The 24,803-nt window shown below is 52.5% G+C and carries 22 protein-coding genes and 1 pseudogene; 14 read left to right on the top strand and 9 right to left on the bottom strand.

Features of this window, described 5'->3' with window-relative positions; genetic code table 11:
• The first annotated feature begins 278 nt into the window (after positions 1-278).
• The 8 genes and pseudogenes from HV041_RS10700 (at position 279) to HV041_RS10665 (ending at position 9,022) form a co-directional block, all read left to right on the top strand.
• Positions 279-1,355, top strand: coding sequence for a zinc-binding dehydrogenase (locus HV041_RS10700; protein WP_121584531.1), 1,077 nt, complete (start codon positions 279-281; stop codon positions 1,353-1,355).
• A 27-nt stretch (positions 1,356-1,382) separates the two neighbouring features.
• Positions 1,383-2,762, top strand: coding sequence for an MFS transporter (locus HV041_RS10695; protein ID WP_121584532.1), 1,380 nt, complete (start codon positions 1,383-1,385; stop codon positions 2,760-2,762).
• A gap of 17 nt (positions 2,763-2,779) precedes the next feature.
• Positions 2,780-3,823: an NAD(P)-dependent alcohol dehydrogenase gene (locus HV041_RS10690; RefSeq protein WP_121584533.1), complete on the top strand. Its 1,044-nt coding sequence runs from the start codon at positions 2,780-2,782 to the stop codon at positions 3,821-3,823.
• Positions 3,824-3,847: 24 nt separating this feature from the next.
• A complete protein-coding gene (locus HV041_RS10685; RefSeq protein WP_061067762.1) occupies positions 3,848-4,684 on the top strand; it encodes a ketose-bisphosphate aldolase in 837 nt (278 codons plus the stop codon).
• A 4-nt stretch (positions 4,685-4,688) separates the two neighbouring features.
• Positions 4,689-5,636: a sugar kinase gene (locus tag HV041_RS10680; RefSeq protein WP_121584534.1), complete on the top strand. Its 948-nt coding sequence runs from the start codon at positions 4,689-4,691 to the stop codon at positions 5,634-5,636.
• A 9-nt stretch (positions 5,637-5,645) separates the two neighbouring features.
• A complete protein-coding gene (locus tag HV041_RS10675; RefSeq protein WP_048211912.1) occupies positions 5,646-6,629 on the top strand; it encodes an aldo/keto reductase in 984 nt (327 codons plus the stop codon).
• Positions 6,630-6,765: 136 nt separating this feature from the next.
• Positions 6,766-7,524, top strand: a complete 759-nt coding sequence (locus HV041_RS10670; protein WP_048211911.1) for a DeoR/GlpR family DNA-binding transcription regulator — start codon at positions 6,766-6,768, stop codon at positions 7,522-7,524.
• A 140-nt stretch (positions 7,525-7,664) separates the two neighbouring features.
• A pseudogene (locus tag HV041_RS10665) lies at positions 7,665-9,022 on the top strand (MFS transporter).
• A 37-nt stretch (positions 9,023-9,059) separates the two neighbouring features.
• On the opposite strand, the gene pncA reads toward HV041_RS10665, so the two are convergent.
• Genes pncA through sppA form a run of 3 tightly spaced genes read right to left on the bottom strand, consistent with a single transcriptional unit; the run spans position 9,060 to position 12,641 of the window.
• Positions 9,060-9,698 (bottom strand): bifunctional nicotinamidase/pyrazinamidase, encoded by a 639-nt coding sequence (pncA, locus tag HV041_RS10660; RefSeq protein WP_048211909.1) that lies wholly within the window; start codon positions 9,696-9,698, stop codon positions 9,060-9,062.
• 14 nt (positions 9,699-9,712) lie between these two features.
• The gene (ansA, locus tag HV041_RS10655) at positions 9,713-10,729 is read right to left on the bottom strand and encodes an asparaginase (protein ID WP_115602156.1); all 1,017 of its coding nucleotides are present in this window, start codon (positions 10,727-10,729) and stop codon (positions 9,713-9,715) included.
• Between the two features lie 55 nt (positions 10,730-10,784).
• Positions 10,785-12,641, bottom strand: a complete 1,857-nt coding sequence (gene sppA / locus HV041_RS10650; RefSeq protein WP_121584535.1) for a signal peptide peptidase SppA — start codon at positions 12,639-12,641, stop codon at positions 10,785-10,787.
• Positions 12,642-12,815: 174 nt separating this feature from the next.
• On the opposite strand from sppA, the gene HV041_RS10645 reads away from it, so the two are divergent.
• The 3 genes from HV041_RS10645 (at position 12,816) to HV041_RS10635 (ending at position 16,478) form a co-directional block, all read left to right on the top strand.
• The gene (locus HV041_RS10645; protein WP_121584536.1) at positions 12,816-13,367 is read left to right on the top strand and encodes an NAD(P)H nitroreductase; all 552 of its coding nucleotides are present in this window, start codon (positions 12,816-12,818) and stop codon (positions 13,365-13,367) included.
• A gap of 116 nt (positions 13,368-13,483) precedes the next feature.
• Positions 13,484-14,527, top strand: a complete 1,044-nt coding sequence (gene selD, locus HV041_RS10640) for a selenide, water dikinase SelD (protein WP_048211905.1) — start codon at positions 13,484-13,486, stop codon at positions 14,525-14,527.
• A gap of 4 nt (positions 14,528-14,531) precedes the next feature.
• A complete protein-coding gene (locus HV041_RS10635) occupies positions 14,532-16,478 on the top strand; it encodes a DNA topoisomerase III (protein WP_121584537.1) in 1,947 nt (648 codons plus the stop codon).
• Between the two features lie 88 nt (positions 16,479-16,566).
• Here HV041_RS10635 and gdhA read toward each other — a convergent pair whose 3' ends face one another.
• A complete protein-coding gene (gene gdhA / locus HV041_RS10630) occupies positions 16,567-17,910 on the bottom strand; it encodes an NADP-specific glutamate dehydrogenase (protein WP_121584538.1) in 1,344 nt (447 codons plus the stop codon).
• Between the two features lie 237 nt (positions 17,911-18,147).
• Here gdhA and HV041_RS10625 point away from each other — a divergent pair, with 237 nt between their 5' ends.
• Complete coding sequence (locus HV041_RS10625) at positions 18,148-18,423, top strand: YnjH family protein (RefSeq protein ID WP_121584539.1); 276 nt, start codon at positions 18,148-18,150, stop codon at positions 18,421-18,423.
• Here the strand turns inward: HV041_RS10625 and HV041_RS10620 are convergent.
• Complete coding sequence (locus tag HV041_RS10620; protein WP_048211902.1) at positions 18,383-18,796, bottom strand: pyrimidine (deoxy)nucleoside triphosphate diphosphatase; 414 nt, start codon at positions 18,794-18,796, stop codon at positions 18,383-18,385. The genes HV041_RS10625 and HV041_RS10620 overlap by 41 nt on opposite strands.
• A 79-nt stretch (positions 18,797-18,875) precedes the next feature.
• Here HV041_RS10620 and HV041_RS10615 point away from each other — a divergent pair, with 79 nt between their 5' ends.
• Together HV041_RS10615 and HV041_RS10610 are read left to right on the top strand one after the other, a co-directional pair.
• Positions 18,876-19,445 carry a carboxymuconolactone decarboxylase family protein gene (locus HV041_RS10615; protein WP_048211901.1) on the top strand — a complete coding sequence of 190 codons (570 nt, stop codon included), beginning with the start codon at positions 18,876-18,878 and terminating at the stop codon, positions 19,443-19,445.
• Positions 19,438-20,061, top strand: coding sequence for a CDP-alcohol phosphatidyltransferase family protein (locus HV041_RS10610; RefSeq protein WP_121584540.1), 624 nt, complete (start codon positions 19,438-19,440; stop codon positions 20,059-20,061). The genes HV041_RS10615 and HV041_RS10610 overlap by 8 nt, the downstream gene beginning before the upstream one ends.
• 7 nt (positions 20,062-20,068) lie before the next feature.
• On the opposite strand, the gene HV041_RS10605 is transcribed toward HV041_RS10610, so the two are convergent.
• From HV041_RS10605 to HV041_RS10590, 4 genes are all read right to left on the bottom strand, one after another.
• Positions 20,069-21,376: a rhodanese-like domain-containing protein gene (locus HV041_RS10605; protein WP_121584541.1), complete on the bottom strand. Its 1,308-nt coding sequence runs from the start codon at positions 21,374-21,376 to the stop codon at positions 20,069-20,071.
• An 88-nt stretch (positions 21,377-21,464) separates the two neighbouring features.
• The gene (locus HV041_RS10600) at positions 21,465-22,097 is read right to left on the bottom strand and encodes an ATP-binding cassette domain-containing protein (protein ID WP_048211898.1); all 633 of its coding nucleotides are present in this window, start codon (positions 22,095-22,097) and stop codon (positions 21,465-21,467) included.
• Positions 22,097-23,632 (bottom strand): thiamine ABC transporter permease, encoded by a 1,536-nt coding sequence (locus HV041_RS10595; RefSeq protein WP_121584542.1) that lies wholly within the window; start codon positions 23,630-23,632, stop codon positions 22,097-22,099. The genes HV041_RS10600 and HV041_RS10595 overlap by 1 nt, the downstream gene beginning before the upstream one ends.
• On the bottom strand, positions 23,605-24,774 hold the full coding sequence (locus tag HV041_RS10590; protein WP_121584543.1) for an ABC transporter substrate-binding protein: 1,170 nt from the start codon (positions 24,772-24,774) through the stop codon (positions 23,605-23,607). The genes HV041_RS10595 and HV041_RS10590 overlap by 28 nt, the downstream gene beginning before the upstream one ends.
• Positions 24,775-24,803: the final 29 nt, after the last annotated feature.

The following is a 24,803-nucleotide window of genomic DNA, read 5'->3' as shown; positions in this document are numbered from 1 at the left end:
TTTAAACAAGTAAACACGCCACGGAAATGGCGTGGCGAAAAAAACAGCACCTGCAGGTTAACAGTTTCATAACAGGAAAAATGCGAAGGAATTCACGCCATTTTAGCGAAGCGGCTGCCAGGTTCACTTGGTATTCAATTCATCTTTGCATTTATTTGTGATCTTGGTTGTGAAATGCAGACAATAATCTGTGTTTTAAAGATTTAATGTTGACCTCAAAAATTATATAGATAAGTATGATTGTCACTGATGCAAAACTGAACACAAAGGAAAATTCAATGAAAGCACTGGCAAGATTTGGCAAGGCCTTTGGCGGCTATAAGATGATTGATGTACCGGAACCGGTTTGTGGCCCGGATGACATCGTGATTGAAATCAAAGCGGCGGCTATCTGCGGCGCGGACATGAAACACTACAATGTTGATAGCGGATCTGATCAATTTAACTCCATCCGCGGCCATGAGTTCGCCGGTAAAATTGTCCGCGTTGGCGACAAAGTTAAGGACTGGAAAGTCGGTCAGCGGGTGGTTTCTGACAATAGTGGACATGTCTGCGGTGTTTGCCCGGCCTGCGAACAAGGAGATTTTCTGTGTTGTACAGAAAAAGTGAACTTAGGTCTCGACAACAACACATGGGGCGGAGGGTTCTCTAAATATTGCCTGGTGCCGGGGGAAATCCTCAAAATTCACCGCCATGCGCTGTGGGAAATCCCACAAGGCGTTGATTATGAAGAAGCGGCGGTGCTGGATCCTATCTGTAACGCCTACAAATCTATTGCTCAGCAATCCAAATTCCTTCCCGGCCAGGACGTCGTGGTTTTCGGCACCGGCCCATTAGGGCTCTTTTCCGTGCAAATGGCGTGCATCATGGGGGCCGTAAATATCGTAATGGTCGGGCTGGAAGAGGACGTCGCCGTACGCTTCCCGATCGCCAAAGAGCTGGGGGCGACAGCGGTTGTCAACGGTTCCACCGAAGATGTGGTCGCGCGCTGCCAGGAAATCTGCGGTAAAGACAACCTGGGACTGGTTATCGAATGCTCCGGTGCCAATATCGCCCTTAAACAATCGATCGAAATGCTGCGCCCGAATGGTGAAGTCGTTCGCGTGGGCATGGGCTTTAAACCTCTCGATTTTTCTATTAACGACATCACTGCGTGGAATAAAAGCATCATTGGTCATATGGCCTACGATTCCACTTCCTGGCGCAATGCTATTCGCCTGCTCGCTAGCGGTGCGATAAAAGTCAAACCGATGATCACTCACCGTATCGGCTTATCGCAATGGCGAGAAGGTTTTGACGCGATGGTCGATAAGACTGCGATTAAGGTCATCATGACCTACGACTTTGATGAATAACTCCATTTATTAAAGGAAGGTTCCCGGATGGAACAAATAGCAAAACCGCACTGCGGCGCGAGGTTGGACAGGCTGCCTGACTGTCGCTGGCATACGTCAATGTTTGCCATGGTTGCCTTCGGATTACTGGTTTGCTGGAGTAATGCCGTCGGCGGATTAATTCTCGCGCAGTTAAAAGAACTTGGCTGGACTGATAATTCCACCACCGCCACGTTCTCTGCCATTACGACGGCTGGAATGTTTCTCGGTGCGCTCGGCGGGGGAATTATTGGCGATAAAATCGGGCGTAAAAACGCATTTATTCTGTATGAAGCGATTCATATTATTTCTATGATCGTGGGTGCATTTTCACCCAATATGACCTTTCTGATCGCCTGCCGTTTTGTAATGGGAGTTGGATTAGGCGCGCTGTTAGTGACCTTATTTGCCGGGTTTACCGAATATATGCCTGGCAGAAATCGTGGTACATGGTCGAGTCGGGTCTCGTTTATCGGCAACTGGTCTTATCCACTCTGTTCGCTGATTGCGATGGGGCTGACGCCACTTATCAGCGCGGAATGGAACTGGCGCGTACAGTTGTTGATTCCTGCGGTGCTGTCGCTCATAGCAACAGTTATTGCCTGGCGAAGTTTCCCTGAGTCGCCTCGCTGGCTGGAGTCTCGCGGGCGCTACCAGGAAGCCGAAAAGGTGATGCGGGCAATTGAAGAAGGTGTCATTCGACAGACCGGTAAGCCACTGCCGCCAGTCGTGATAAAGGATGATGGCAAACAACCGCGTTCTGTACCGTACTCCGCCTTATTAACAGGTGTATTGTTGAAGCGGGTTATTTTGGGTTCTTTTGTTCTGATTGCCATGAACGTCGTTCAGTACACCTTAATTAACTGGCTACCGACAATATTTATGACTCAGGGTATTAATCTGAAAGACTCCATTGTCTTAAATACCATGAGCATGTTCGGTGCGCCGTTTGGGATTTTTATCGCCATGCTGGTCATGGATAAAATTCCGAGAAAAACAATGGGTGTGGGGTTATTAGTGTTAATTGCTGTACTGGGTTATATCTATTCGCTGCAAACCAGTATGCTGTTAATTACATTAATCGGTTTTTTCCTGATTACCTTTGTTTATATGTATGTTTGTTATGCCTCCGCTGTCTATGTTCCGGAAATATGGCCAACCGAAGCGAAACTTCGCGGTTCTGGTCTGGCGAATGCGGTAGGGCGTATTAGTGGTATCGCCGCGCCTTATGCGGTCGCGGTATTGCTTAACGGTTATGGAGTGACGGGTGTATTTGTACTGCTGGGGGCGGTCTCCATTATTGTCGCTGTCGCCATTGCTACCATCGGAATTGAAACCAAAGGCGTCTCTGTCGAAAGTCTCGGTATTGATGCAGTTACCAGCAAATAATATTGATGGGAAATAAAATGAAAAATTCAAAAGCGATATTAAAAACGCCGGGCACGATGAAAATTATTGCCGCCGATATCCCGGTGCCAAAAGAGCACGAAGTGCTGATTAAAGTGGAATTCGTTGGCATTTGTGGGTCAGATGTACATGGTTTTGAATCGGGTCCTTTTATTCCGCCGAAAGATCCCAATCAGGAAATTGGTCTGGGGCATGAATGCGCCGGTACGGTGGTGGCAGTAGGGAACCGTGTGACTAAATTTAAACCCGGCGACCGGGTGAATATCGAACCGGGTGTGCCGTGCGGTCACTGCCGCTACTGTCTGGAAGGGAAATACAACATCTGCCCTGATGTTGACTTTATGGCCACGCAGCCTAATTATCGCGGCGCGCTAACCCACTATCTGTGCCATCCGGAGAGCTTCACTTACAAGTTACCCAATAATATGGACACCATGGAAGGCGCGCTGGTAGAGCCCGCGGCGGTAGGGATGCATGCCGCAATGCTGGCGGACGTTAAACCGGGCAAAAAAATCGTCATTCTGGGGGCGGGCTGTATTGGTTTAATGACCCTGCAAGCCTGTAAATGTTTGGGTGCTACCGACATTGCGGTGGTTGATGTGCTGGACAAACGTCTGACCATGGCCGAGCAGCTTGGCGCGACGACCGTGATCAACGGGGCGAAAGAGGACACCGTTGCCCGCTGCCAGCAGTTCTCCGGAGATATGGGGGCCGATATTGTTTTTGAAACCGCAGGTTCAGCGATCACTGTTAAGCAGGCTCCATATCTGGTAATGCGCGGCGGGAAAATCATGATCGTGGGTACTGTACCTGGTGATTCAGCGATTAATTTCCTCAAAATTAACCGTGAAGTGTCTATTCAGACCGTTTTCCGTTATGCCAACCGCTACCCGGTCACGATTGAAGCCATCTCCTCAGGGCGTTTTGATGTGAAGTCGATGGTGACGCATATTTACGATTATGCAGATGTTCAGCGCGCGTTTGATGAATCCGTTAATAACAAAAGCGAAATTATTAAAGGCGTAATTAAAGTAAATCATTAATTTATCGCAAAGGGAGAAATAACTATGCTGGCAGATATTAAATATTGGGAAAATGATGCCCAAAATAAACATTATGCGATTGCTCACTTTAACGTGTGGAATGCAGAAATGCTAATGGGGGTGATTGATGCGGCGGAAGAGTCGAAATCGCCGGTGATTATCTCCTTCGGTACTGGTTTTGTGGGGAATACCTCGTTCGAAGATTTTTCGCACATGATGGTTTCAATGGCTAAAAAGGCCTCGGTTCCAGTTATTACCCACTGGGATCACGGCCGCAGCATGGAGATTATCCATAACGCCTGGACTCATGGCATGAATTCGCTGATGCGTGATGCCTCTGCCTTTGATTTCGAAGAGAATATTCGTCTGACAAAAGAGGCCGTGGATTTTTTCCATCCACTGGGTGTACCGGTCGAAGCGGAACTGGGCCATGTGGGCAATGAAACGGTGTACGAAGAGGCACTGGCGGGTTATCACTATACCGATCCGAACCAGGCGGCGGAATTTGTCGAGCGTACCGGCTGTGACTCGCTGGCGGTAGCGATTGGTAACCAGCACGGCGTCTATACCTCAGAGCCGAAACTGAATTTCGACGTGGTTAAACGCGTGCGCGAAGCCGTATCCGTTCCACTGGTGTTGCATGGTGCGTCAGGTATCAGCGATGCGGATATCAAAAAAGCCATTTCATTAGGTATCTCTAAAATCAACATTCACACCGAACTGTGCCAGGCTGCGATGGTGGCAGTGCAGGAGAACCAGGACCAGCCGTTCCTGCACGTTGAACGTGAAGTACGTAAAGCCGTAAAAGAGCGCGCGCTGGAGAAAATTAAACTGTTCGGTTCTGACGGTAAAGCGGAATGACAACATGGATAATATCGAGGTTATTTGTATAGGGGCTGCTATTGTTGATATTCCTTTACAGCCTGTGAGTAAAAATATCTTTGATGTTGACTCTTATCCGTTAGAACGAATAGCGATGACAACCGGCGGCGACGCAATTAACGAAGCGACAATTATCTCTCGTCTCGGTCATCGTACAGCGTTAATGAGCCGGGTTGGGGCTGATGCAGCAGGTCATTTTATTCTCGACCACTGTCGTCGGGAGAATATAGATATTCAGAGCCTGAAGCAGGATGCCGCAATTGATACATCTATTAACGTGGGATTAGTCACCGCCGATGGCGAGCGTACTTTTGTGACTAACCGTAACGGCAGCTTATGGAAACTGAATATCAGCGATGTTGATTTTGACCGCTTCTCTCAAGCAAAGCTGCTGTCGCTGGCGAGTATTTTTAATAGCCCGTTACTGGATGGCGATGTACTGACTGCAATTTTCACTCAGGCGAAAGCGCATAGGCTTATTATCTGCGCGGATATGATTAAACCGCGGCTTAATGAAACGCTGGACGATATCCGTGAAGCGCTGAGCTACGTGGATTATCTGTTTCCCAATTTTGAAGAGGCAAAACTGCTCACCGGGAAAGAGACGCTGGATGAGATTGCCGACAGTTTCCTGAACTGTGGCGTGAAAACCGTCGTGATTAAGACCGGCAAGAGAGGCTGCTTTATCAAGCGTGTCGATATGAAAATCGAAGTTCCAGCCGTTTCGGGAATTACCGCCATCGACACTATCGGCGCGGGAGACAATTTTGCCTCGGGATTTATTTCAGCGCTGCTTGAAGGCAAAACCCTGCGTGAGTGCGCGCTGTTTGCTAATGCAACGGCAGCCATATCGGTTTTGAGCGTAGGGGCCACGACGGGTGTGAAGAACAGAAAGCTGGTTGAACAACTTCTCGATGAATATGAAGGATAATAGCGGCAGATGAAAATGATTCCTTTAGGCAGTACGGATATTACGCTTTCCCGCATGGGATTAGGCACCTGGGCGATTGGCGGCGGTCCGGCGTGGAACGGCGATCTCGATCTGCAGGTATGTATTGATACCATTGTTGAGGCGCATCGCTGCGGTATTAATCTGATTGATACCGCGCCAGGCTACAACTTTGGCAACAGTGAAGTGATTGTCGGACAGGCACTGAAAAAGCTACCGCGTAACGATATCGTTGTTGAAACCAAATGCGGCATCGTCTGGGAACGAACAGGCAGCCTGTTTAACAAAGTGGGCGACCGGCAGTTGTATAAAAACCTCACGCCCGAGTCGATTCGCGAAGAGGTGGATGCCAGCCTGCAAAGACTGGGTATTGAGAGCATTGATATCTACATGACCCACTGGCAGTCGGTCGAACCCTGTTTTACGCCGATTGCAGAAACCGTCGATACACTAAACGCACTCAAGAAAGAGGGGAAAATTCGTTCTATCGGTGCGGCGAACGTCGATGCGGAACATATCAGGGAGTATCTCAAACACGGTGAGCTGGATATCATCCAGGCCAAGTACAGCATCCTTGACCGGGCACTGGAGGCTGAACTGCTGCCGTTATGCCAGCAGCATGGCATCGTGGTGCAGGTCTATTCACCGCTCGAGCAGGGGTTGTTGACCGGTACTATCGCCAGAGATTATGTCCCGGGCGGGGCGCGGGCCAACAAAGTCTGGTTCCAACGGGACAATATGCTACGGGTGATTGACATGCTTGAGCAATGGCGGCCGTTGTGCGAAAAATACCGCTGCACAATCCCCGCGTTGGCACTGGCGTGGATTTTGAAGCAAAGCAATTTAATCACCTTGCTGAGCGGCGCAACCGCGCCTGAACAGGTTCGTGATAATGTTCAGGCGTTAACGATTTCCCTAACCGATGATGATTCTTCATTGATGAGGCGAATGGCTGAGGCGTTGGATACAAAATAAGCCAAATGGGAGTTACCTCTGTTTCTGTGTAAAATAGTATTAAAATCTGTGATTCAGACATGTTCTTTTGAAAATAAACATAGCCTGTGAGATACTTGGGTCTTATTATTACTTTGCAGGAAACAGAGGTGTCATCGTGGCGGCAAAAGACAGGATTCAGGCCATTAAGCAAATGGTGGCGAATGATAAGAAAGTAGCGGTATCTAATTTAAGTTCGATCTTTCAGGTGACTGAAGAAACGATTCGCCGCGATCTGGAAAAACTGGAAGATGAAGGTTTTTTGACCCGAACATATGGCGGTGCAGTGCTCAATACCACCGCGTTGTCCGACAATATCCATTTTTATAAGCGTGCAAAATCTTTTTTTGAAGAAAAGCAGATCATTGCCCGTAATGCATTACCGTTTATTAAAAATAAGACCACCATGGCTGCCGACTCCAGCAGTACCGCGATGGAATTATTAAAACTGTTGAAGGAAAGAAACGATCTGACGCTACTGACCAACTCGGCTGAAGCTTTTCATGAGCTGGCACAGTCAGAGATTAACGTTGTTTCTACTGGCGGTGAATTAAATAAAAATACGCTGTCGCTTCAGGGAAGGATCACCAAGGAGATTATCAGCCGCTATCATGTTGATATCCTGGTGATGAGCTGCAAAGGTCTGGATATGCAGAGCGGGGCGCTTGATTCTAACGAAGCGGAAGCGGAAATCAAAAAAACCATGATCCGCCAGGCGACTGAGGTGGCCCTGTTAGTTGATCACTCAAAGTTTGATCGTAAAGCTTTCGTCCAGCTCGTGGACTTTAGCCATATTAATTACCTTATAACCAATAAGGCACCGGGTGCAGAGTGGATTGCATTTTGCAAAGAGAATAATATTCAACTCGTATATTAATTTTAACGTAGGGCGTGTCGATATTATTTTAGTTTGCACCTGGACAATGCCATAAGAACCTAATGATGATGGATGGCGCGGCGAAATTTATTCTGCCGCGATCGCCATACTTTCTATTTAGCTTAATTTGAGGCATCCAGATGGAACAATGTGACCCTATCGGTGCAAGATTAGATCGCTTACCTTTATCTCGATTTCATTTTCGTATTTTCGGCATTATCAGTTTTAGTTTATTAGTCACCGGTTTTCTCAGCTATTCCGGGAATGTGGTATTGGCAAAATTAGTCAGTACCGGTTGGTCAAATAATTACCTCAACGCCGTGTTTACCTCGGCTCTGATGTTTGGCTATTTTATTGGCTCACTAACCGGTGGCTTTATTGGTGATTATCTTGGCCGACGTAAGGCGTTTCGCTTCAATTTGCTGATCGTCGGGGTCTCTGCCTGTGCGGCAACGTTTGTGCCTAACATGTACTGGCTTATCTTTTTCCGCTTCCTGATGGGGAGCGGAATGGGAGCGCTAATTATGGTGGGCTATGCCTCATTTACTGAATTTATTCCGCCCGGGGTGCGTGGGAAGTGGTCTGCTCGCCTGTCGTTTGTCGGCAACTGGTCGCCGATGCTGTCGGCGGCAATTGGCGTTGTGATTATCGCCTTTCTAAGCTGGCGGATGATGTTTTTACTCGGTGGCATGGCAATGCTCTTAGCATGGTATCTGTCGGGAAAGTACTATATTGAATCTCCTCGTTGGTTGGCTGGCAAAGGACAGAGAAACGAAGCTGAAAAACATCTTCTACAGGTGGAACTGCAAATTGAGAAAGAAAAAAACATTACTTTACCTTCCTGTCATAGCGATTGCCTGACGGCGGATATAAGCACGGAAAGTGATTCATTTTGGCTCTTGTTCAAAGGACCGATGCTGCGTTGTACTCTGGTGGCAATCACTGTGCTTATTGCGATGAATATTTCGCTCTATACCATTACGGTATGGATCCCGACGATTTTTGTTAATTCGGGAATCGATGTGACGAAATCTATTTTTATGACCGCGATAATTATGATTGGCGCACCTGTTGGGATATTTATAGCCACACTGATTATCGACCGTTTTCCACGGCGATTGTTTGGTTCATTCTTGTTGATTATTATCGCGCTGCTCGGCTATTTCTATTCGATTCAAACCGAAGAGTGGGCTATTTTGAGCTACGGGTTGGTGATGATCTTTTTTTGTATATGTATGTGTGCTTTGCCTCTGCGGTATATGTCCCCGAACTGTGGCCCACACACCTTAGATTGCGGGGATCGGGCTTTGTGAATGCCGTGGGAAGAATTGTCGCAGTATTTACGCCCTATGGCGTCGCTATCTTGTTGACCCGCTACGGTTCGATTACGGTCTTTATCGTGCTAGGCATAATGCTGGTGCTGTGCGCCCTGATTCTTTTTTGCTTTGGCATCGAAACACGCAAAGTTTCGCTGGAAGAGATTTCAACGCTGGCCTGAGATAACGTGCCGACAGGGGAGATCCTGTCGGCATCAATTAGCGCTGGGTTTCCAGCCAGTCATCAAGCGTATACAGCGTTGCGCCCGCCGCCGCCATGTCCATAAAGGCGTTTGCACTGTCCTGGGGTTGAATATTGACGCCACGGCAGCCATCGGTAATAACGCTGACGGTATAACCCAAATCGAGCGCATCCAGAACGGTAAATTTGACGCAATAATCAGTTGCCAGTCCCATAATGATGAGGTCGGTAACATGATGTTGCTGAAGCCACGCATTCAGTGCAGTAGCCTGGCGACGACCGTTATCAAAAAACGCACTGTAACTGTCGACCAGCGGGTTCTCGCCCTTGGTAAAGGTTTGAGATATCGCCCGCTGTTTCAGCAGTGGATGTAGGCTTGCTCCTTCACTGTGCTGTACGCAATGATCGGGCCAGAAGGTTTGCGCCAGGCCATCGAGTTGTCCCTGGCTGTAGGGGGCAACCTGATGCTGGCTGGCAAAGCTGCCGTGATTAGCCGGGTGCCAGTCCAGGCTGGCAACGACGGTGTCACCGCGTACGGCACACCAGTCAATCAGACGGTTGGCAATATCGATTGTGCTGTCACCTTGTGGGACCGCGAGGGCACCACCGGCACAAAAGTCATTTTGTAAATCGACCAACAGTAAGGCTCGGGCCATGGGCATAGACTCCTTTAATCGTCAGGCGTGAGCTCACCACGCAGATTTTGCGTCATCGCTTCACGGATCGTCTGCGTATCCAGTTCCTGACTCAGTAAATAGTGCAATTTGGTGAGAGTGGCTTCGACCGTCATATCCGCGCCGCCAATCACGCCAGCATGCGCCAGCGCATTGCCTGTTGCGTAGCCCCCCATGTTCACCTTGCCGGACATACACTGCGTAAGGTTTATCACCACGATGCCACGCGAGCTCGCATCTTCAAGTTCTTGCAGAAACTCTTTATTCTGCGGTGCATTCCCCACGCCGTAGGAGCGCAAAATTAATGCTTTTACAGGTTGGCGCAGGAAGTTGCGTACTACATCAGCGGAGATCCCAGGATAAATGGTGACCACGCCAATCGGTTGCGGAGTGATAGGATGCACAATCAACTCACCTGTACCGTGAGGTGCGGGCGGTGTTCCCAGCCGACGAATGTGGATCCCCGCTTCCAGCAGCGGCGCAAGGTTAGGTGAGGCAAAGGCGTCAAAACCATCGGCGTGCGCTTTAGTGGTACGGTTGCCACGAAATAGTCGATTGTTGAAAAACAGAGTCACTTCATTAATCGGGTAATTTGCGGCAACGTACAGCGCATTGAGCAGGTTGATTTGCCCGTCTGAGCGTAGCTCGGCTAGCGGTATTTGTGACCCTGTCACAATTACCGGTTTGCCCAGATTTTCCAGCATAAAAGAGAGCGCCGAAGCCGTAAACGCCATGGTATCGGTGCCGTGCAGAATGACAAAACCATCGTAATCGTCGTAGTGCGCTTTAATATCTTCCGCAATATGCTGCCAGTCTTCCGGCGTCATATCGGAGGAATCCATCAGCGGGGCGTATTCGTGGATGGTGAAGTCTGGCATCTCCGGACGGTGGAATTCAGGCATCAACGCCAGCTGGCGCTGCAGGTGACCGGAAACGGGAATATAACCTTGTTCTGAGCGCTGCATGCCAATGGTACCGCCGGTATAGGCAACGTAAATTGATTTTTTCTGCATGACTTTTCTTCTGTCTCAAAGAAAACCCCTCTTCATCCCGAAGAGGGGTCAATAGTTAGCGAACGTTGGCGCAGGTCAGGCAAAACGCATAGCGGTTTTGCGGATCGTTGAATGCGGCCAGCTTATCGCTTTCGGCTTTTACTGCACTGGCCGCAGAGGCCAGCGGTGGCGGGAGCATAGCCTGAATGGCGTCAGGCAGCATGGCACGAACGGAGCCAGACATGCTGTCCATCACCATATCAACGAATGTTGGTTCGTCCTGATAATACTCAATGTGCCACTGTTTCAGTTTGCCAAGCTCAGCCGCTTTCGCGACGGCGTCGTCAAAATCACCGAGGCTGTCTACCAGACCGTTGGCTTTCGCATCCTGACCGGTCCAGACGTGGCCCTGCGCGATTTTGTCAATCTGCTCAGGCGTTGTCTTACGCGCATCCGCAACCAGCGTGATAAAGCGTTTGTAGCCGTTCTCAATGCTCAGTTGCATCATCTGCTGCACTTCCGGCGGTAACGCTTTGGTGATGGAGATATCCGCCAGTGGGGACGTTGCAACACCGTCAGTATGCACGCCAATTGAATCCAGGCTGTTTTCTACCGTGTTGATAACACCAAAGATGCCGATGGAGCCGGTCAGGGTGCTGGGGTTTGCCACGATGTAGCTGGCAGGCGTAGAGATCCAGTACCCACCAGAGGCCGCCATGCCACCCATGGAAACGACAACCGGTTTGCCCGCCGCTTTTGCCGCTGCCAGCTCAGAACGGATTACTTCCGAGGCGCTGACGCTGCCGCCAGGGCTGTTAACGCGCAGAACAATGGCTTTCACTTTCGGATCAAGACGCGCTTCGCGGATCTGTGCGGCAGTGGTGTCGCCGCCCACATTCCCAGGGGTTTCTTCACCGTCCATAATCGCGCCATTGGCGAAGATAACGCCAATGCTGTCGCCGGTATCTGCCGGGGTTTTCAGCGTGTAATCGTAGTAGCTGACAGAGCGGTAGTTTTTATCCGCTTTACTCCAGCCAAACTGTTTGGTCAGCATTTTTTCGACTTCGGCGCTGGAGGCCAGTGCATCCACCAGTTTGTTGTCGAGCGCATATTTCGCGGTATCACCATCGACTTTCGTCAAACCGTCCAGCATGGCCTGTGCGCCCGGGAACACCTGCTGCGCAGGGATCTGGCGATTGGCAGCGACCGTGTCGAGATAGTTCTGCCACAGCTCGCCTATCCAGCGGCTGTCGGCTTCACGCGCGGCAGGAGACATATCATCACGGATAAACGGTTCTACGGCAGACTTATAAGTCCCGACACGGAACACGTGCGTGGAAACTTTCAGCTTGTCGAGCAGGGACTTGTAGTACAAACCGTTGGTGGCAAAGCCGTGCAGATCAACGGAACCCTGTGGAGAGAGGTAAATTTTGTTGGCAAAACTGGCGAGATAATACTGCCCCTGGCTGAAGTTATCGCCTACGGCAAAGACCGGTTTACCGCTGTCGCGGAATTCCCGCAGCGCTTTACCGATATACTGCATGGAAGGCTGGTCGGCCCCGGCAAAATTTTTCAGATCCATCACGATGCCGGTGATGTTGCGATCATCTTTTGCCTGGCGAATAGTATTCACGATATCGAACAGGGAGTTTTCCTGCAGGCGATCGGAACTGGCGCCAAACAGTTGACGACCAATAACGCTTAAGCGACTGGTGCTCGACGGCTTATCGACAATCACCCCCGAGATATCCAGCAGCAGTGCGCCTCGCTCAGCGTGTTCACTGGTATTGCTGCTACTGACCTGCATCCAGATGCCCACGCCCACCAGCACCAACAAGATGAAGAACAGGTTAAGCACAAATTCACGGACGAAATTGAGTAATCGCCATGTCCATTTAAAAAATCCGGCAATAAATCGCCACAGGGTTCGCATGTATTCTCCCTACCGATTAACAACACGCCACCCGAAATTCCGGAGAAAGGCGTTAAGATGAGGCTATCGTAATGACCCGGCAGGCACTTGTCAGCAGGAATCGCCGCCTGTGCTGTAACAAAATCCGCCCACGTGTTAATTTTGTGAACAAATATCATTGTTGGAGTTAAGCAAATGGATGCACTCGAATTACTTATCACCCGTCGTAGCGCTTCTCGTCTTGTCGAACCGGCCCCGGTGGGAGAACAGCTGCAAAATATTCTGCGCGCTGGTATGCGTGCGCCAGACCACAAGTCGCTACAACCGTGGCAATTTTTTGTGATTGAAGGTGAAGGACGCGAACGCTTTAGTGCCGTGCTTGAAAAAGGCGCAATCGCCGCAGGTAGCGATGAGAAAGCTCAGGAAAAAGCGCGCAGCGCACCGTTTCGCGCGCCGCTGATTATTACCGTGGTGGCGAAATGTGAAGAAAGCGACAAGGTTCCGCAGTGGGAACAGGAAATGTCTGCCGGTTGTGCTGTGATGGCTATGCAGATGGCCGCAATTGCCCAGGGCTTTGGCGGTATCTGGCGCAGTGGTGCATTAACCGAAAGTGCGGTCGTTCGTGAAGCATTCGACTGTCGCCCGCAAGATAAAATCGTCGGTTTCCTCTATTTGGGCACACCGCAGCTAAAAGCATCCACGACGATCAACCTTGCCGATCCGAGCGCATTCGTCCGTTATTTCTGATATCAACGGCAAAACTGTCTGGATTATGAGCAAAGACACCCGAATTCAGACAGTCACTCTTACCACATCATGGAATGAGCGCTACCATATCCGGATTGCAATGACAGGAGATGTCCATGAGCGAGCACGCTATTCGTTTAACGCAATACAGCCACGGAGCCGGTTGCGGTTGTAAGATTTCCCCCAAAGTACTGGAAACCATCCTGCACAGTGAGCAGGCGAAGTTTGTTGATCCGAACTTACTGGTGGGTAATGAAACTCGCGACGACGCGGCGGTATACGATCTGGGGAACGGCACCAGCGTTATCAGCACCACCGATTTCTTTATGCCGATTGTCGATAATCCGTTTGATTTTGGCCGCATCGCCGCGACTAACGCCATCAGCGATATATTCGCTATGGGCGGCAAACCGATTATGGCAATTGCTATTCTGGGCTGGCCGCTGGATAAGCTGGCGCCGGAAATCGCCCGCGAAGTCACCGAAGGTGGACGTTTTGCCTGCCGTCAGGCGGGTATCGCGCTGGCGGGTGGTCACTCTATTGATGCCCCTGAGCCTATCTTTGGCCTTGCGGTAACCGGCGTTGTGCCGACCGAACGCGTGAAGAAAAACAGCACCGCAGAGGCAGGGTGTAAGTTATTCCTGACCAAGCCTCTGGGGATTGGCGTTCTGACGACAGCAGAGAAAAAATCGCTGCTGAAGGACGAACACAAAGGACTGGCGACGGAAGTGATGTGCCAGATGAACATTGCCGGCGCGGCATTCGCCGAAATCGATGGCGTGAAAGCCATGACCGACGTCACCGGTTTTGGTCTGCTCGGACACCTGAGTGAGATGTGTCAGGGCGCAGGCGTTCAGGCGCAGATTGTCTACCAGGCTATTCCTAAGCTGCCTGGCGTTGAAGAGTACATCGCGCAGGGTGCGGTACCCGGCGGTACCCAGCGTAACTTTGCCAGCTACGGCCACCTGATGGGTGAAATGCCGCAGTCGGTACGCGATCTGCTCTGCGATCCGCAAACTTCCGGTGGCCTACTGCTGGCGGTAACGCCGGAAGCTGAAGCCGAAGTGAAAGCCGCAGCGGCGCAGTTTGGCATCGACCTCACCGCGATTGGTGAGTTAGTGGAAGCTCGTGGCGGTCGCGCCATGGTTGAGATCCGTTAACCCGATGCGGTTGTTTATTGCCGAAAAACCGAGTCTGGCGCGCGCCATCGCCGATGTGCTACCCAAGCCGCATCGCAAAGGTGACGGCTTTATTGAATGCGGAAATGGACAAGTGGTGACCTGGTGTATTGGTCACCTGCTTGAACAGGCGCAACCAGACGCCTACGACAGTCGTTATGCTCGCTGGAGTCTGGTCGATCTGCCGATTGTCCCGGAAAAGTGGCAACTGCAACCGCGCCCCTCGGTGACCAAACAACTTAACGTCATTAAGCGCTTTTTGCATGAGGCCAGCGAAGTTATTCACGCCGGTGACCCCGATCGTGAAGGGCAACTGCTGGTGGATGAAGTGCTGGATTACCTGCAACTGGCGCCTGAAAAGCGTCAGCAGGTGCAACGTTGCCTGATTAACGACCTCAACCCGCAGGCCGTGGAGCGGGCTATTGAGCGTCTGCGCGCCAACAGTGAGTTTATCCCGCTGTGCGTCTCGGCGCTGGCGCGAGCGCGTGCGGACTGGTTGTACGGTATCAATATGACGCGCGCTTACACCATTCTCGGACGTAACGCGGGCTATCAGGGCGTACTTTCGGTCGGGCGCGTACAAACGCCGGTGCTCGGGCTGGTTGTGCGTCGTGATGAAGAGATTGAAAACTTTGTCGCCAAAGACTTCTTTGAGGTAAAGGCGCATATCGTAACGCCCGCCGATGAGCGGTTTACCGCTATCTGGCAGCCGAGTGAAGCATGTGAGCCGTATCAGGATGAAGAAGGGCGCTTGCTGAATCGCACGCTGGCTGAACACGTGGTAAACCGCATTAACGGTCAGCCAGCGATAGTCACCAGCTATAACGATAAACGGGAATCAGAATCCGCGCCGCTGCCGTTTTCGCTGTCGGCGTTGCAGATTGAAGCGGCGAAACGCTTTGGCTTAAGCGCACAAAACGTTCTGGATATCTGCCAGAAGCTGTATGAAACCCATAAGTTGATTACCTATCCGCGTTCGGATAGCCGCTATCTGCCAGAAGAACACTTTGCCGGACGTCATGCGGTGTTGAACGCGATTAGCGTCCATGCGCCGGATCTGCTCCCGCAACCGGCGGTCAATCCCGATACGCGAAACCGCTGTTGGGACGATAAAAAAGTGGATGCGCACCACGCCATCATTCCTACCGCGCGCAGTTCGTCCATCAACCTGAACGATAACGAAGCGAAAATCTACAACCTGATTGCCCGTCAGTATCTGATGCAGTTTTGCGCGGATGCGGTATTCAGGAAGTGCGTTATTGAGCTGGACATCGCCAAAGGCAAGTTTGTTGCCAAAGCGCGTTTTCTGGCGGAAGCCGGATGGCGCACGCTGCTTGGCAACAAAGAGCGCGATGAAGATAACGACGGAACGCCGTTGCCGGTGGTGGCAAAAGATGACGAGCTGTTGTGCGAAAAAGGCGAAGTGGTTGAACGTCAGACCCAACCACCACGACACTTTACCGATGCCACGCTGCTGTCAGCAATGACCGGGATCGCGCGGTTTGTGCAGGATAAAGATTTGAAAAAGATCCTGCGTGCCACCGACGGACTGGGAACAGAAGCCACGCGCGCAGGTATTATCGAACTGTTGTTTAAGCGCGGGTTCCTGGTGAAAAAAGGCCGTTATATACACTCGACGGATCCCGGAAAGGCGCTGTTTCATTCGTTGCCAGAAATGGCGACGCGCCCGGATATGACCGCGCACTGGGAATCGATCCTGACGCAAATCAGTGAAAAACAGTGTCGCTATCAGGACTTTATGCAGCCGCTGGTGGACACGTTGTATCAACTTATCGATCAGGCGCGCAGTACGCCGGTACGACGTTTCCGCGGAATTGTCGCACCGGGCGGTAGTGGTGGCGATAAGAAAAAGAGTGTGCCGCGTAAACGTCCGGCGAAAAAAAGCCCGCCATCTGAAGAGGCGGGCCTGTAAGTTTGTAGGCCTGACAAGCATAGCGCATCAGGCTTAGCCGGATGCGGCACCTGTGCCTTATCCGACCTACGGGTCTACAGAGAAGATATTAAATTACACCCTGGCCCAGCATCGCGTCGGCTACCTTCACGAAGCCCGCGATGTTGGCGCCACGTACGTAGTTGGTCTGCTTGCTTTCGCCGCCGTATTCAACGCAGGCATGGTGAATATCCAGCATGATGTGGTGCAGGCGCGCATCCACTTTCTCCGCTTTCCAGCCCAGACGTGCGGCGTTCTGCGCCATTTCCAGACCGGATGTCGCTACGCCACCGGCGTTGGCGGCTTTACCCGGTGCGAACAGTACACCTGCCTCGAGGAACAGGTCGGTGGCTTCGATGGTGGTCGGCATGTTTGCCCCTTCGGCGACAGCTTTCACGCCGTTGGCGATCAGCATTTGCGCGGCTTCCACATCGAGTTCGTTCTGCGTGGCACACGGCAGGGCGATGTCGACCGGCACCGACCACGGCTGCTGGCCTTCCAGATACGTCAGGCCAAACTCACGGGCATAATCTGCTACGCGACCGTCACGACTGTCTTTGATTGCACACAGACGCGCCAATTTTTCTTTGGTAAATCCGCTTTCGTCGACTACGGTTCCGCTGGAATCGGAGGCGGTAACCACCCGCGCGCCAAACTCCATGGCTTTCTCAATGGCGAATTGCGCCACGTTACCGGAGCCAGAAACCGCCACGCGCATGCCTTCAAAGCCCAGACCATGGCGTTTGAGCATCGCTTCGGTGAAATACACCAGACCGTAGCCGGTCGCTTCCGGGCGGATCAGGCTGCCGCCGAAAGAAAGACCTTTACCGGTAAAGACGCAGGCGCTGTTGTTGGAGAGTTTTTTCATCATCCCGGCCATAAAGCCGACTTCACGGCCGCCCACACCGATATCGCCCGCCGGAACGTCGGTATCGGGACCTAAATGGCGGAACAGTTCGGTCATCAGCGCCTGGCAGAAACGCATGATTTCGCCTTCGCTTTTCCCTTTCGGATCGAAATCGCTCCCGCCTTTACCCCCGCCCATTGGCAGGGTGGTGAGGGCATTTTTAAACGTCTGCTCGAAGCCGAGGAATTTCAGGATCGACAGGTTCACGGACGGATGGAAACGCATACCGCCTTTGTATGGGCCAATGGCAGAGCTAAACTGCACGCGCCATGCGCGGTTGACCTGCACCTGATTGCGGTCGTCAAGCCAGACTACGCGGAACTGGATCACGCGCTCCGGTTCAACCAGACGTTCCAGCAATGACATCTGGCGATAACGCGGGTTTTGCTCGAGGAAGGGCCACAGCGTGGTCATTACCTCACGAACGGCTTGCGCGAACTCGGTCTGATTCGGGTCGCGCTTTTGCACATGGTTAAGAAATGACTCCAGAGAACATGTCTGATCCATAGATATAAGAACCTCTTATGTATTGATATGGTTATATTTTTGATATTTGTGTTAAGTGTTTTGCAGTTTTTGACTATACCACCAGCACTGTGACGAGACGCAAGAAAAAATTAATCCCGCTAAGTAAATTAATATTGCGTCGTGGGTCATAACCAAAAACGATGATGGAAGGGGCTAAAGTTTCTGCCGGTTTATACCGTTATACTGAGCATAGATGTCAGTTAAAAAGGAAAGAATATGCGCCGTTTAATCATGGCAGGTGCGTTGGTGATGTTATCCAACGGGGTACTGGCAAATCAGCTTTATCGTCCGGATGTGCAAGTGAATGTGCCGCCGGAAGTGTTTAGTTCCAGCGGCCAGCGCGCACAGCCATGTAATCAGTGCTGCATTTATCAGGATCAAAACTATTCAGAAGGGGCGGTGATTAAAGCCGATGGCGTGCTGCTACAGTGTCAGCGCGATGAAAAAACCATCAGCACGAATCCGCTGGTCTGGCGTCGCGTAAAAGAATAAACGCTTCCAGTAACGGGATATCGGCAGGCGCCAGCGGATAACGCAGCGCCTCTTCGGGTGAACACCAGACGATATCCTGATGCTCATACGCCTTCAGTTCTCCCTGATATGACGGTACATGCCAGGCATGTAAGTGAATCAGTCGGCCCGAAACCTCGCGTTGATGGCTGGCAATGTAGCGCCCCACGACTGCCTCAATGCCCAACTCTTCACGCAGTTCACGGGCCAGCGCATCTGGCTGACTTTCGCCCAGCTCAACCTTACCGCCGGCAAACTCCCACATGCCTGACTGATCCGCATGCTGCGGACGCTGAGCCAGTAAAATTTTGCCATCACGTTCAATAATAGCGGCGACCACGTCGAGGGTTTTCATTATATTCATCAAGATCTAACGACAGAAAATGACATACTATCGTTATCTTTGTTTTATCTAAAGTATTCAGGAGCAACCGTTGAACGAACCTCAGTCGTGGGTAAAGCCGTTAACGCGTATCCCTTCCAGTCTAAAACCGCTCGCTGCTACGCAGAAAAAACATTATGGCGATGTGCTACATCCTACGCGCTGGTGGGGGCGGATGCCGTTTCTGTTCTGGCTGGTAGCGCTGTTTGTCGGATTTCTGGAGCGTAAAAAGGCGCGTTTAACGCCGGTGATGCGCGCGCTGTTGATGACCCGCGTATCTCAGGTGTGCCACTGCGCTTTTTGCGTTGATGCCAACAGTTTACGCCTGGCTGAACGCTGTGGCGCGCTGGATAAAGTCTTACAGGTTGCCAACTGGCAAGAATCGGCGCTATTTAGCGCAGAAGAGCGCGTAGCGCTGGCCTATGCCGATGCGATCACCGCCACGCCGCCACAGGTTGACGCTGCGCTGAAAGCGCAGATGAAGCAGCAGTTTACCGATGATGCCATTACGGAAATGACCGCGCTGATTGCGTTTCAAAATCTCTCGGCGCGTTTTAATGCCGCTCTCGATATTCCTTCGCAGGGACTGTGCGACACCTTCAAAGGACGCCCGCATGCTTGACCGTCATCTTCATCCGCGTTTAAAACCGCTTTTGCATCGCTGCGTGGGCATTATTGATAAGCCTGCGATTACCCCGGACGGGCTTACGCTGGTCGGTTTTGCCATTGGCGTGTTGGCCTTGCCATTTCTGGCGTTAGGCTGGTATCTGGCAGCGCTGGCGGCCATTGTGCTCAATCGGCTTTTTGATGGGCTGGATGGGGCACTGGCGCGGCGCAGAGGGCTAACCGATGCAGGCGGATTTCTTGATATCTCGCTCGATTTTCTGTTTTACGCCTTAGTACCATTCGGTTTTATGCTCGCCGATCCGGCGGCTAACTCGCTGGCTGGCGGCTGGCTGCTGTTCGCCTTTATGGGAACCGGCAGCAGCTTTCTGGCCTTTGCCGCGCTGGCAGCGAAACATCAAATTGATAACCCGGGCTACGCGCATAAATCGTTTTATTATCTGGGGGGACTGACCGAAGGTACCGAGACGATTTTGCTGTTTGTGTTGGGGTGTCTGTTCCCGGAATATTTTGCCGTGATGGCGTGGGTCTTTGGCGCGCTGTGCTGGATGACGACGTTTACCCGGATCTGGAGCGGATACCTGACGCTGAAAACAGTTCAGCGCCAGGAATAATCAGAGATTACTTGCTGCTGTCCGGACCCCGTTCACCGCTGGCAACCGGATTTTTTGGATTGCTGCTCCACTCATACCAGCCGCCGTCGTAAACGGAGACGTTTTTCCAGCCCATCGCGCGGGCATACATAAACGTTTCCGAAGCACGCCAGCCGGTACCGCAATAGAACGAGACCTGCTGCTGTGGCAGAATATTCCATTGCTTCCACATGGCGGCGATGTCATCCGCGCTGCGCATGGTGCCATCCGGATTATGGAAATCTTCCATGTGGGTGGAATCACTGCCCGCGTGGCCCCAACGTGCGCCTGCAATCTCACCTTTTGGCTTAATGTAGCTATAGCCGCTGGTGGTACCGACAAATTCCGGCCATGAACGAATGCTCACCAAAGACGCATCCTGGCGATGCAGCAGACCGCGAGCCTGTTCCATATCGAGCATCAGCTGCGGCTGGGCAGGAATGGTCACGCCGAAATCTGGTTCTGGTTTCACCGATGGCGGAGTGCCGCGTTCGACCGGTAAGCCCGCGTCGGACCAGGTTTGCCAACCGCCGTCGAGCAGACGAACATCTTTCACGCCGGCGTACAGCATAATTTGCGCCACGCGCGCAGCGGCATAGACATCGCGGCCGTATAAAATCACCGTGGTGTCATGGCGGATACCGTGCTTCGCCAGCATCGTTTTGAGCTGTTCGTCGGACACTTTGTTCCACAGCGGTTCGCTTTCGACTTCGTTGGTATCAATGTAGCCCGCACCAGGGATGTGGCTCAGCAGATACAACTTCGGCGCGCCCCAGGCGGCCTCAATCACTTTCCAGTCGCCCGCCGGTTTAGCCGTTACGTTTTTACCCTGCTGCAGGTCGTGCAGCCACTGCGGGTACACCAGCTGTTCGAAGTGCGGCAGACGTTGCAGGCGGGCTGGGTCCGTAAGCGCATCGCTGAGGGTGGAGATATGGTTAAAGCCCACTTTTTGCAGGCGGGCTTTGACAGCCTGTATGTCGTTATCGCTGCCATACAGTGCCACCGGCGTGTCAGTGTTGAGTTGATGTGATTTAACCCAGGCGCTGAGTTGTTCATCATTCATCTTGTCGAGCCAGGCGGCAGACAGGTTCAGTGCGGAAGGTTCGTGTCCTGAAGGACCATTAAGCGACTGCGGCCAGCCGTTGTAAAAAGCGCTCTGACGGGTATCGATTGCCGCGCCTTGCTTTTGCTGTAACTGGTCGAGGGTGAGCGTCTGTGCTGTTTCAGCAGCCCAGGAAGAAGCGCAAGCGAGCCCTAAAGCCAGTGCCAGCGCGGTCATTTGAGAAACACGTTTCATCGAATAGCCCGACGTTGAAAAAAAGAGGACGACATTCTGTGCCGCCGGTTAAGTAAAAACCTTGCGTTAACGCAGCATATCGCCACATTCACGCCCAGTTTTCCATCTGAAATACACGGCCTGCTGGCGGGACATCCTGCGCGTCATGGGTAACCTGTACCACTGGAATACCCAGCTTACGTACCTCGGTAAAGACCCACCGACGAAAGGTATCGCGCAGCGACGTGTCCAGCCTGCTAAAGGGTTCATCGAGTAACAGCGCCTGGGGCTGCGCCAGCAGTGCGCGGAGCAGAGCGACTCGCGAACGTTGTCCGCCGGAGAGCGAAGCCGGATCGCGCGAATAAAAACCGGCCAGGTCCGCACGCGCGAGAGCGCTTTCCACCGCATGTCGTCTGGTGGAACCCTGTAGAGTGGCGGGTAGGGCCAGCAGTAAATTCTGCCCAACGCTGAAATGGTCAAACAGCAGTGCATCCTGAAACAGAATGCCAATCTGGCGCTGCGCCGTAGGCAGAGCGTCAACGCGTCGTGCGTTGAGCCACAGCTCGCCTGATGCCTGAAATTGAGGTGACAACGCCCCGACCATCCACGAAAACAGCGAAGACTTTCCACTGCCGGAGGAACCCATAATCGTGACAATGTCACTTTTATTAACCTGAAAGGTAACGTTCTTCAGCAGCGCAGTCGCACCCTGGTACAACGAAAGGTTTTGCACAATGAGCATTAGCGGAGTCCTTGTCGAAAGCGGCCAATCCACGCAGCGAGAAACGCCGTGAGTGCGAAAACTAACAGCGGTAACAGAAGCTGCCATAGCGCCTGAGTTGCCAGAATCGCAGTGCTACCGCCGCTGCTTAATGCCACCGCTTCGGTGGTCAACGTGGGAAAGCGTCCTGCGCCTAACCATAGTGTTGGCATGAACTGGGCGATACTGACAGAGAATCCGACCGCGAAGGCAATCAGAGCCGGGCGAGCCAGTAGCGGGCATTTTACCTGCCAGAATATGCGGCCCCGCGTCCAGCCAAGCGTTTGCGCAATCAAAATCAATCGCGGGTCAATGCGCTGCCAGGCCGGTTTAAGCACAAACAGCATCCATGGCATCACCCACAGCAGGTGGCCCCAGATAATGGTCCTCATCAGTCCATCCTGCCCGGCATATAACGCCAGCAAATACTGGCCGGTTACCAGCGGCAGTGCAGGCAAAATCAGCGGTAGCCAGACCCAACGTTGTCCGGTTTGCGGTCCCCATTCCAGCCAGGCAAAAAGTATCAGTAGCGCCAGCAGGCTGGAGACGAGTCCCAGTTGCAGACTATTGCCGAGCGCCTCGCTATTTAGCGATGAATAGTTGGCGAGCAGCGCCAGAACCAGTGCGCATAGCACACCGTTAAGGGGCAAAAGTTGTACTAATGAACGTTCGATTGTACAGGATGGAAAACGCAGGCGTTCACCGGTTGCCGCAGGAATGGTGTGGCGCCAGGCGCGCCATAACAGATACCCTGCCAGCGCGATGATGAAGAGCAACAGCACCAGCAACAGGCTGGCGAGCGCGCCTTTAGCCTGCTGCCCGGCATCGCCCTGACTGAGCCATTGCCAGCTCAACACGGCAAGCGTTGGCGGATTTCCGGGGCCAAGAACGATTGCCACATCCACAACGGAGAGTGACCAGGCAACAATCGCCAGCATAACTTTGCCTAATGCCGGGCCGATAGCGGGCAGTACCAGCCAGTTCAGGCATTGCAGTCGGCTGTAACCCAGCGAATCCAGCACGATAACCTGCTGCGAAAGGTGTTTTTCACTCAGTAGAGCCGAGAGGATCCATAACAAAAAAGCGCTCTCTTTCACCGCCAGCGTCACGCCAAGCCCAATGCCGTAACGGTCTGGCTGTGGGCTGAGGAACGGAAGCCATTGCCAGATTTTACCGCCTTCGGCAAAAATCAACAGCGCGCTGGTGGCGAAGGCAACATGCGGGATCGCCAGCAGCCACGGAAGACGGGTGCTTAGTCGCGCCCAGCCTGCACCGGGCCATAAAGCGAGGATCGCCAGCAGCGCGATGATCAGTGCGCCGCTGGCAGCCAGCCCTGTGGAAACCAGCGTCGCCAGTAACGCCTGCGGAAGTTGAGGGTCGGCAAAGAGAGCCAGCCAATGGGTTAGGCTAAGGGCTGGCGCTATCAGAGAGAAAGCCGCTGGCGCCAGCGGCAGATAAACTGCCGCCATGATGGCCCAGAGTAGCAAAATTAATGCGTACCGTAGCGGCGTAGCCATTCTTGTTCCAGAGCGTTTACCCAGGCAGCATGCGGTTCCGGCAGAACGGCAGGGAGTCCTTGTGGGATCCGCGCCAGCAGCGCATCACGCTGTTCGACAGGTAATTTTTGTGGATCAAGCACCGAAGGATCTCCCCAGACAGTTGAGTCGGCTTTACGCAGTTGTGCTTCGGGCGAAAGCAGGAAGTTTGCCACGACTTTTGCTCCGGCACTGGCGCGGGCATTCGCCGGAATAGCAACAAAGTGCACGTTGCCGAGCATGCCCTGTGAGAAACCAAAACTGTAGCTGCTTTTAGGCAATTCGCCGCTGGCCACTTTTTGCAATGCATGGGCCGGATTAAAGGTCAATGATAAACGCAGGGTACCGCTATTGAGCAGTGCATCCATTCGCGCAGGCGTGGGTGGAAAATCTTTGCCTTCACGCCAAAGTACAGGGTGCAAGGTATCAAGATAAAGCCACAATGGCGCGGTAACGTCGGCGAATGTCGCTGCATCTGGCGTAACTTTCAATGCTTGTGGTTTGGTGGTGAGCGATATTAACAACTGCTCCAGAAACGCCGTGCCGGTAAAGTCTGGCGGGCGCGGATAGGTCACCGTGCCAGGGTGCGCCTGCGCAAATTCAAGCAGTGCCTGCGGAGATTGCGGCGGCTGCGCGGTGAGATCGCGCCGGGCAATAAAGGTGAGTTGGGCGCCGCCCCACGGTGATTCAGCTCCCTCCGTCGGAACGGAGAAATCTTCGGTCACCGGTTTTTGGGTATCAACATAGCGCCAGTTAGGCAGCGTTTGCGCCCACTGAGTTTGCAGTAGCCCGGCTTCTTTCAGGGTGCGGAAGTTTTCGCCGTTAACCCACAATAAATCGACAGAACCTCCGGTTTTTCGCCCGGATGCCGCTTCCGTCTGGATGCGTTTTACTGCGTCGGCGGCATCTGCCAGGCGTACGATTTTCAGGTTAATGGCGTAGTGCGTTTTCATCTCACCGCTAACCCAGTCGAGATACTGGTTAACTGCATTGTCGCCACCCCAGGCGTTGAACCACACCGTCTGACCGCGGGCATCATTTTTGATTTGCTGCCAGCCGTCGTCCTGGGCATACGTCGCCAGCGGACAGAGCATTAAACTCAGGCACAATAAACAGTAACGCATAGTATCTCCATGGCTAAAAATGGGGGAAG

Source organism: Citrobacter sp. RHBSTW-00029 (assembly GCF_014104295.1).
Taxonomy (GTDB): domain Bacteria; phylum Pseudomonadota; class Gammaproteobacteria; order Enterobacterales; family Enterobacteriaceae; genus Citrobacter; species Citrobacter youngae.
This window is presented reverse-complemented; position numbering and strand designations above follow the sequence as displayed.

Bases quoted from the DNA above. Each gene is read 5' to 3' on its own strand.
- HV041_RS10700 (WP_121584531.1), top strand. From the start codon at position 279: ATGAAAGCACTGGCAAGATTTGGCAAGGCCTTTGGCGGCTATAAGATG.
- HV041_RS10695 (WP_121584532.1), top strand. From the start codon at position 1,383: ATGGAACAAATAGCAAAACCGCACTGCGGCGCGAGGTTGGACAGGCTG.
- HV041_RS10690 (WP_121584533.1), top strand. From the start codon at position 2,780: ATGAAAAATTCAAAAGCGATATTAAAAACGCCGGGCACGATGAAAATT.
- HV041_RS10685 (WP_061067762.1), top strand. From the start codon at position 3,848: ATGCTGGCAGATATTAAATATTGGGAAAATGATGCCCAAAATAAACAT.
- HV041_RS10680 (WP_121584534.1), top strand. From the start codon at position 4,689: ATGGATAATATCGAGGTTATTTGTATAGGGGCTGCTATTGTTGATATT.
- HV041_RS10675 (WP_048211912.1), top strand. From the start codon at position 5,646: ATGAAAATGATTCCTTTAGGCAGTACGGATATTACGCTTTCCCGCATG.
- pncA (WP_048211909.1), bottom strand. From the start codon at position 9,698: ATGGCCCGAGCCTTACTGTTGGTCGATTTACAAAATGACTTTTGTGCC.
- ansA (WP_115602156.1), bottom strand. From the start codon at position 10,729: ATGCAGAAAAAATCAATTTACGTTGCCTATACCGGCGGTACCATTGGC.
- sppA (WP_121584535.1), bottom strand. From the start codon at position 12,641: ATGCGAACCCTGTGGCGATTTATTGCCGGATTTTTTAAATGGACATGG.
- HV041_RS10645 (WP_121584536.1), top strand. From the start codon at position 12,816: ATGGATGCACTCGAATTACTTATCACCCGTCGTAGCGCTTCTCGTCTT.
- selD (WP_048211905.1), top strand. From the start codon at position 13,484: ATGAGCGAGCACGCTATTCGTTTAACGCAATACAGCCACGGAGCCGGT.
- HV041_RS10635 (WP_121584537.1), top strand. From the start codon at position 14,532: ATGCGGTTGTTTATTGCCGAAAAACCGAGTCTGGCGCGCGCCATCGCC.
- gdhA (WP_121584538.1), bottom strand. From the start codon at position 17,910: ATGGATCAGACATGTTCTCTGGAGTCATTTCTTAACCATGTGCAAAAG.
- HV041_RS10625 (WP_121584539.1), top strand. From the start codon at position 18,148: ATGCGCCGTTTAATCATGGCAGGTGCGTTGGTGATGTTATCCAACGGG.
- HV041_RS10620 (WP_048211902.1), bottom strand. From the start codon at position 18,796: ATGAAAACCCTCGACGTGGTCGCCGCTATTATTGAACGTGATGGCAAA.
- HV041_RS10610 (WP_121584540.1), top strand. From the start codon at position 19,438: ATGCTTGACCGTCATCTTCATCCGCGTTTAAAACCGCTTTTGCATCGC.
- HV041_RS10605 (WP_121584541.1), bottom strand. From the start codon at position 21,376: ATGAAACGTGTTTCTCAAATGACCGCGCTGGCACTGGCTTTAGGGCTC.
- HV041_RS10600 (WP_048211898.1), bottom strand. From the start codon at position 22,097: ATGCTCATTGTGCAAAACCTTTCGTTGTACCAGGGTGCGACTGCGCTG.
- HV041_RS10595 (WP_121584542.1), bottom strand. From the start codon at position 23,632: ATGGCTACGCCGCTACGGTACGCATTAATTTTGCTACTCTGGGCCATC.
- HV041_RS10590 (WP_121584543.1), bottom strand. From the start codon at position 24,774: ATGCGTTACTGTTTATTGTGCCTGAGTTTAATGCTCTGTCCGCTGGCG.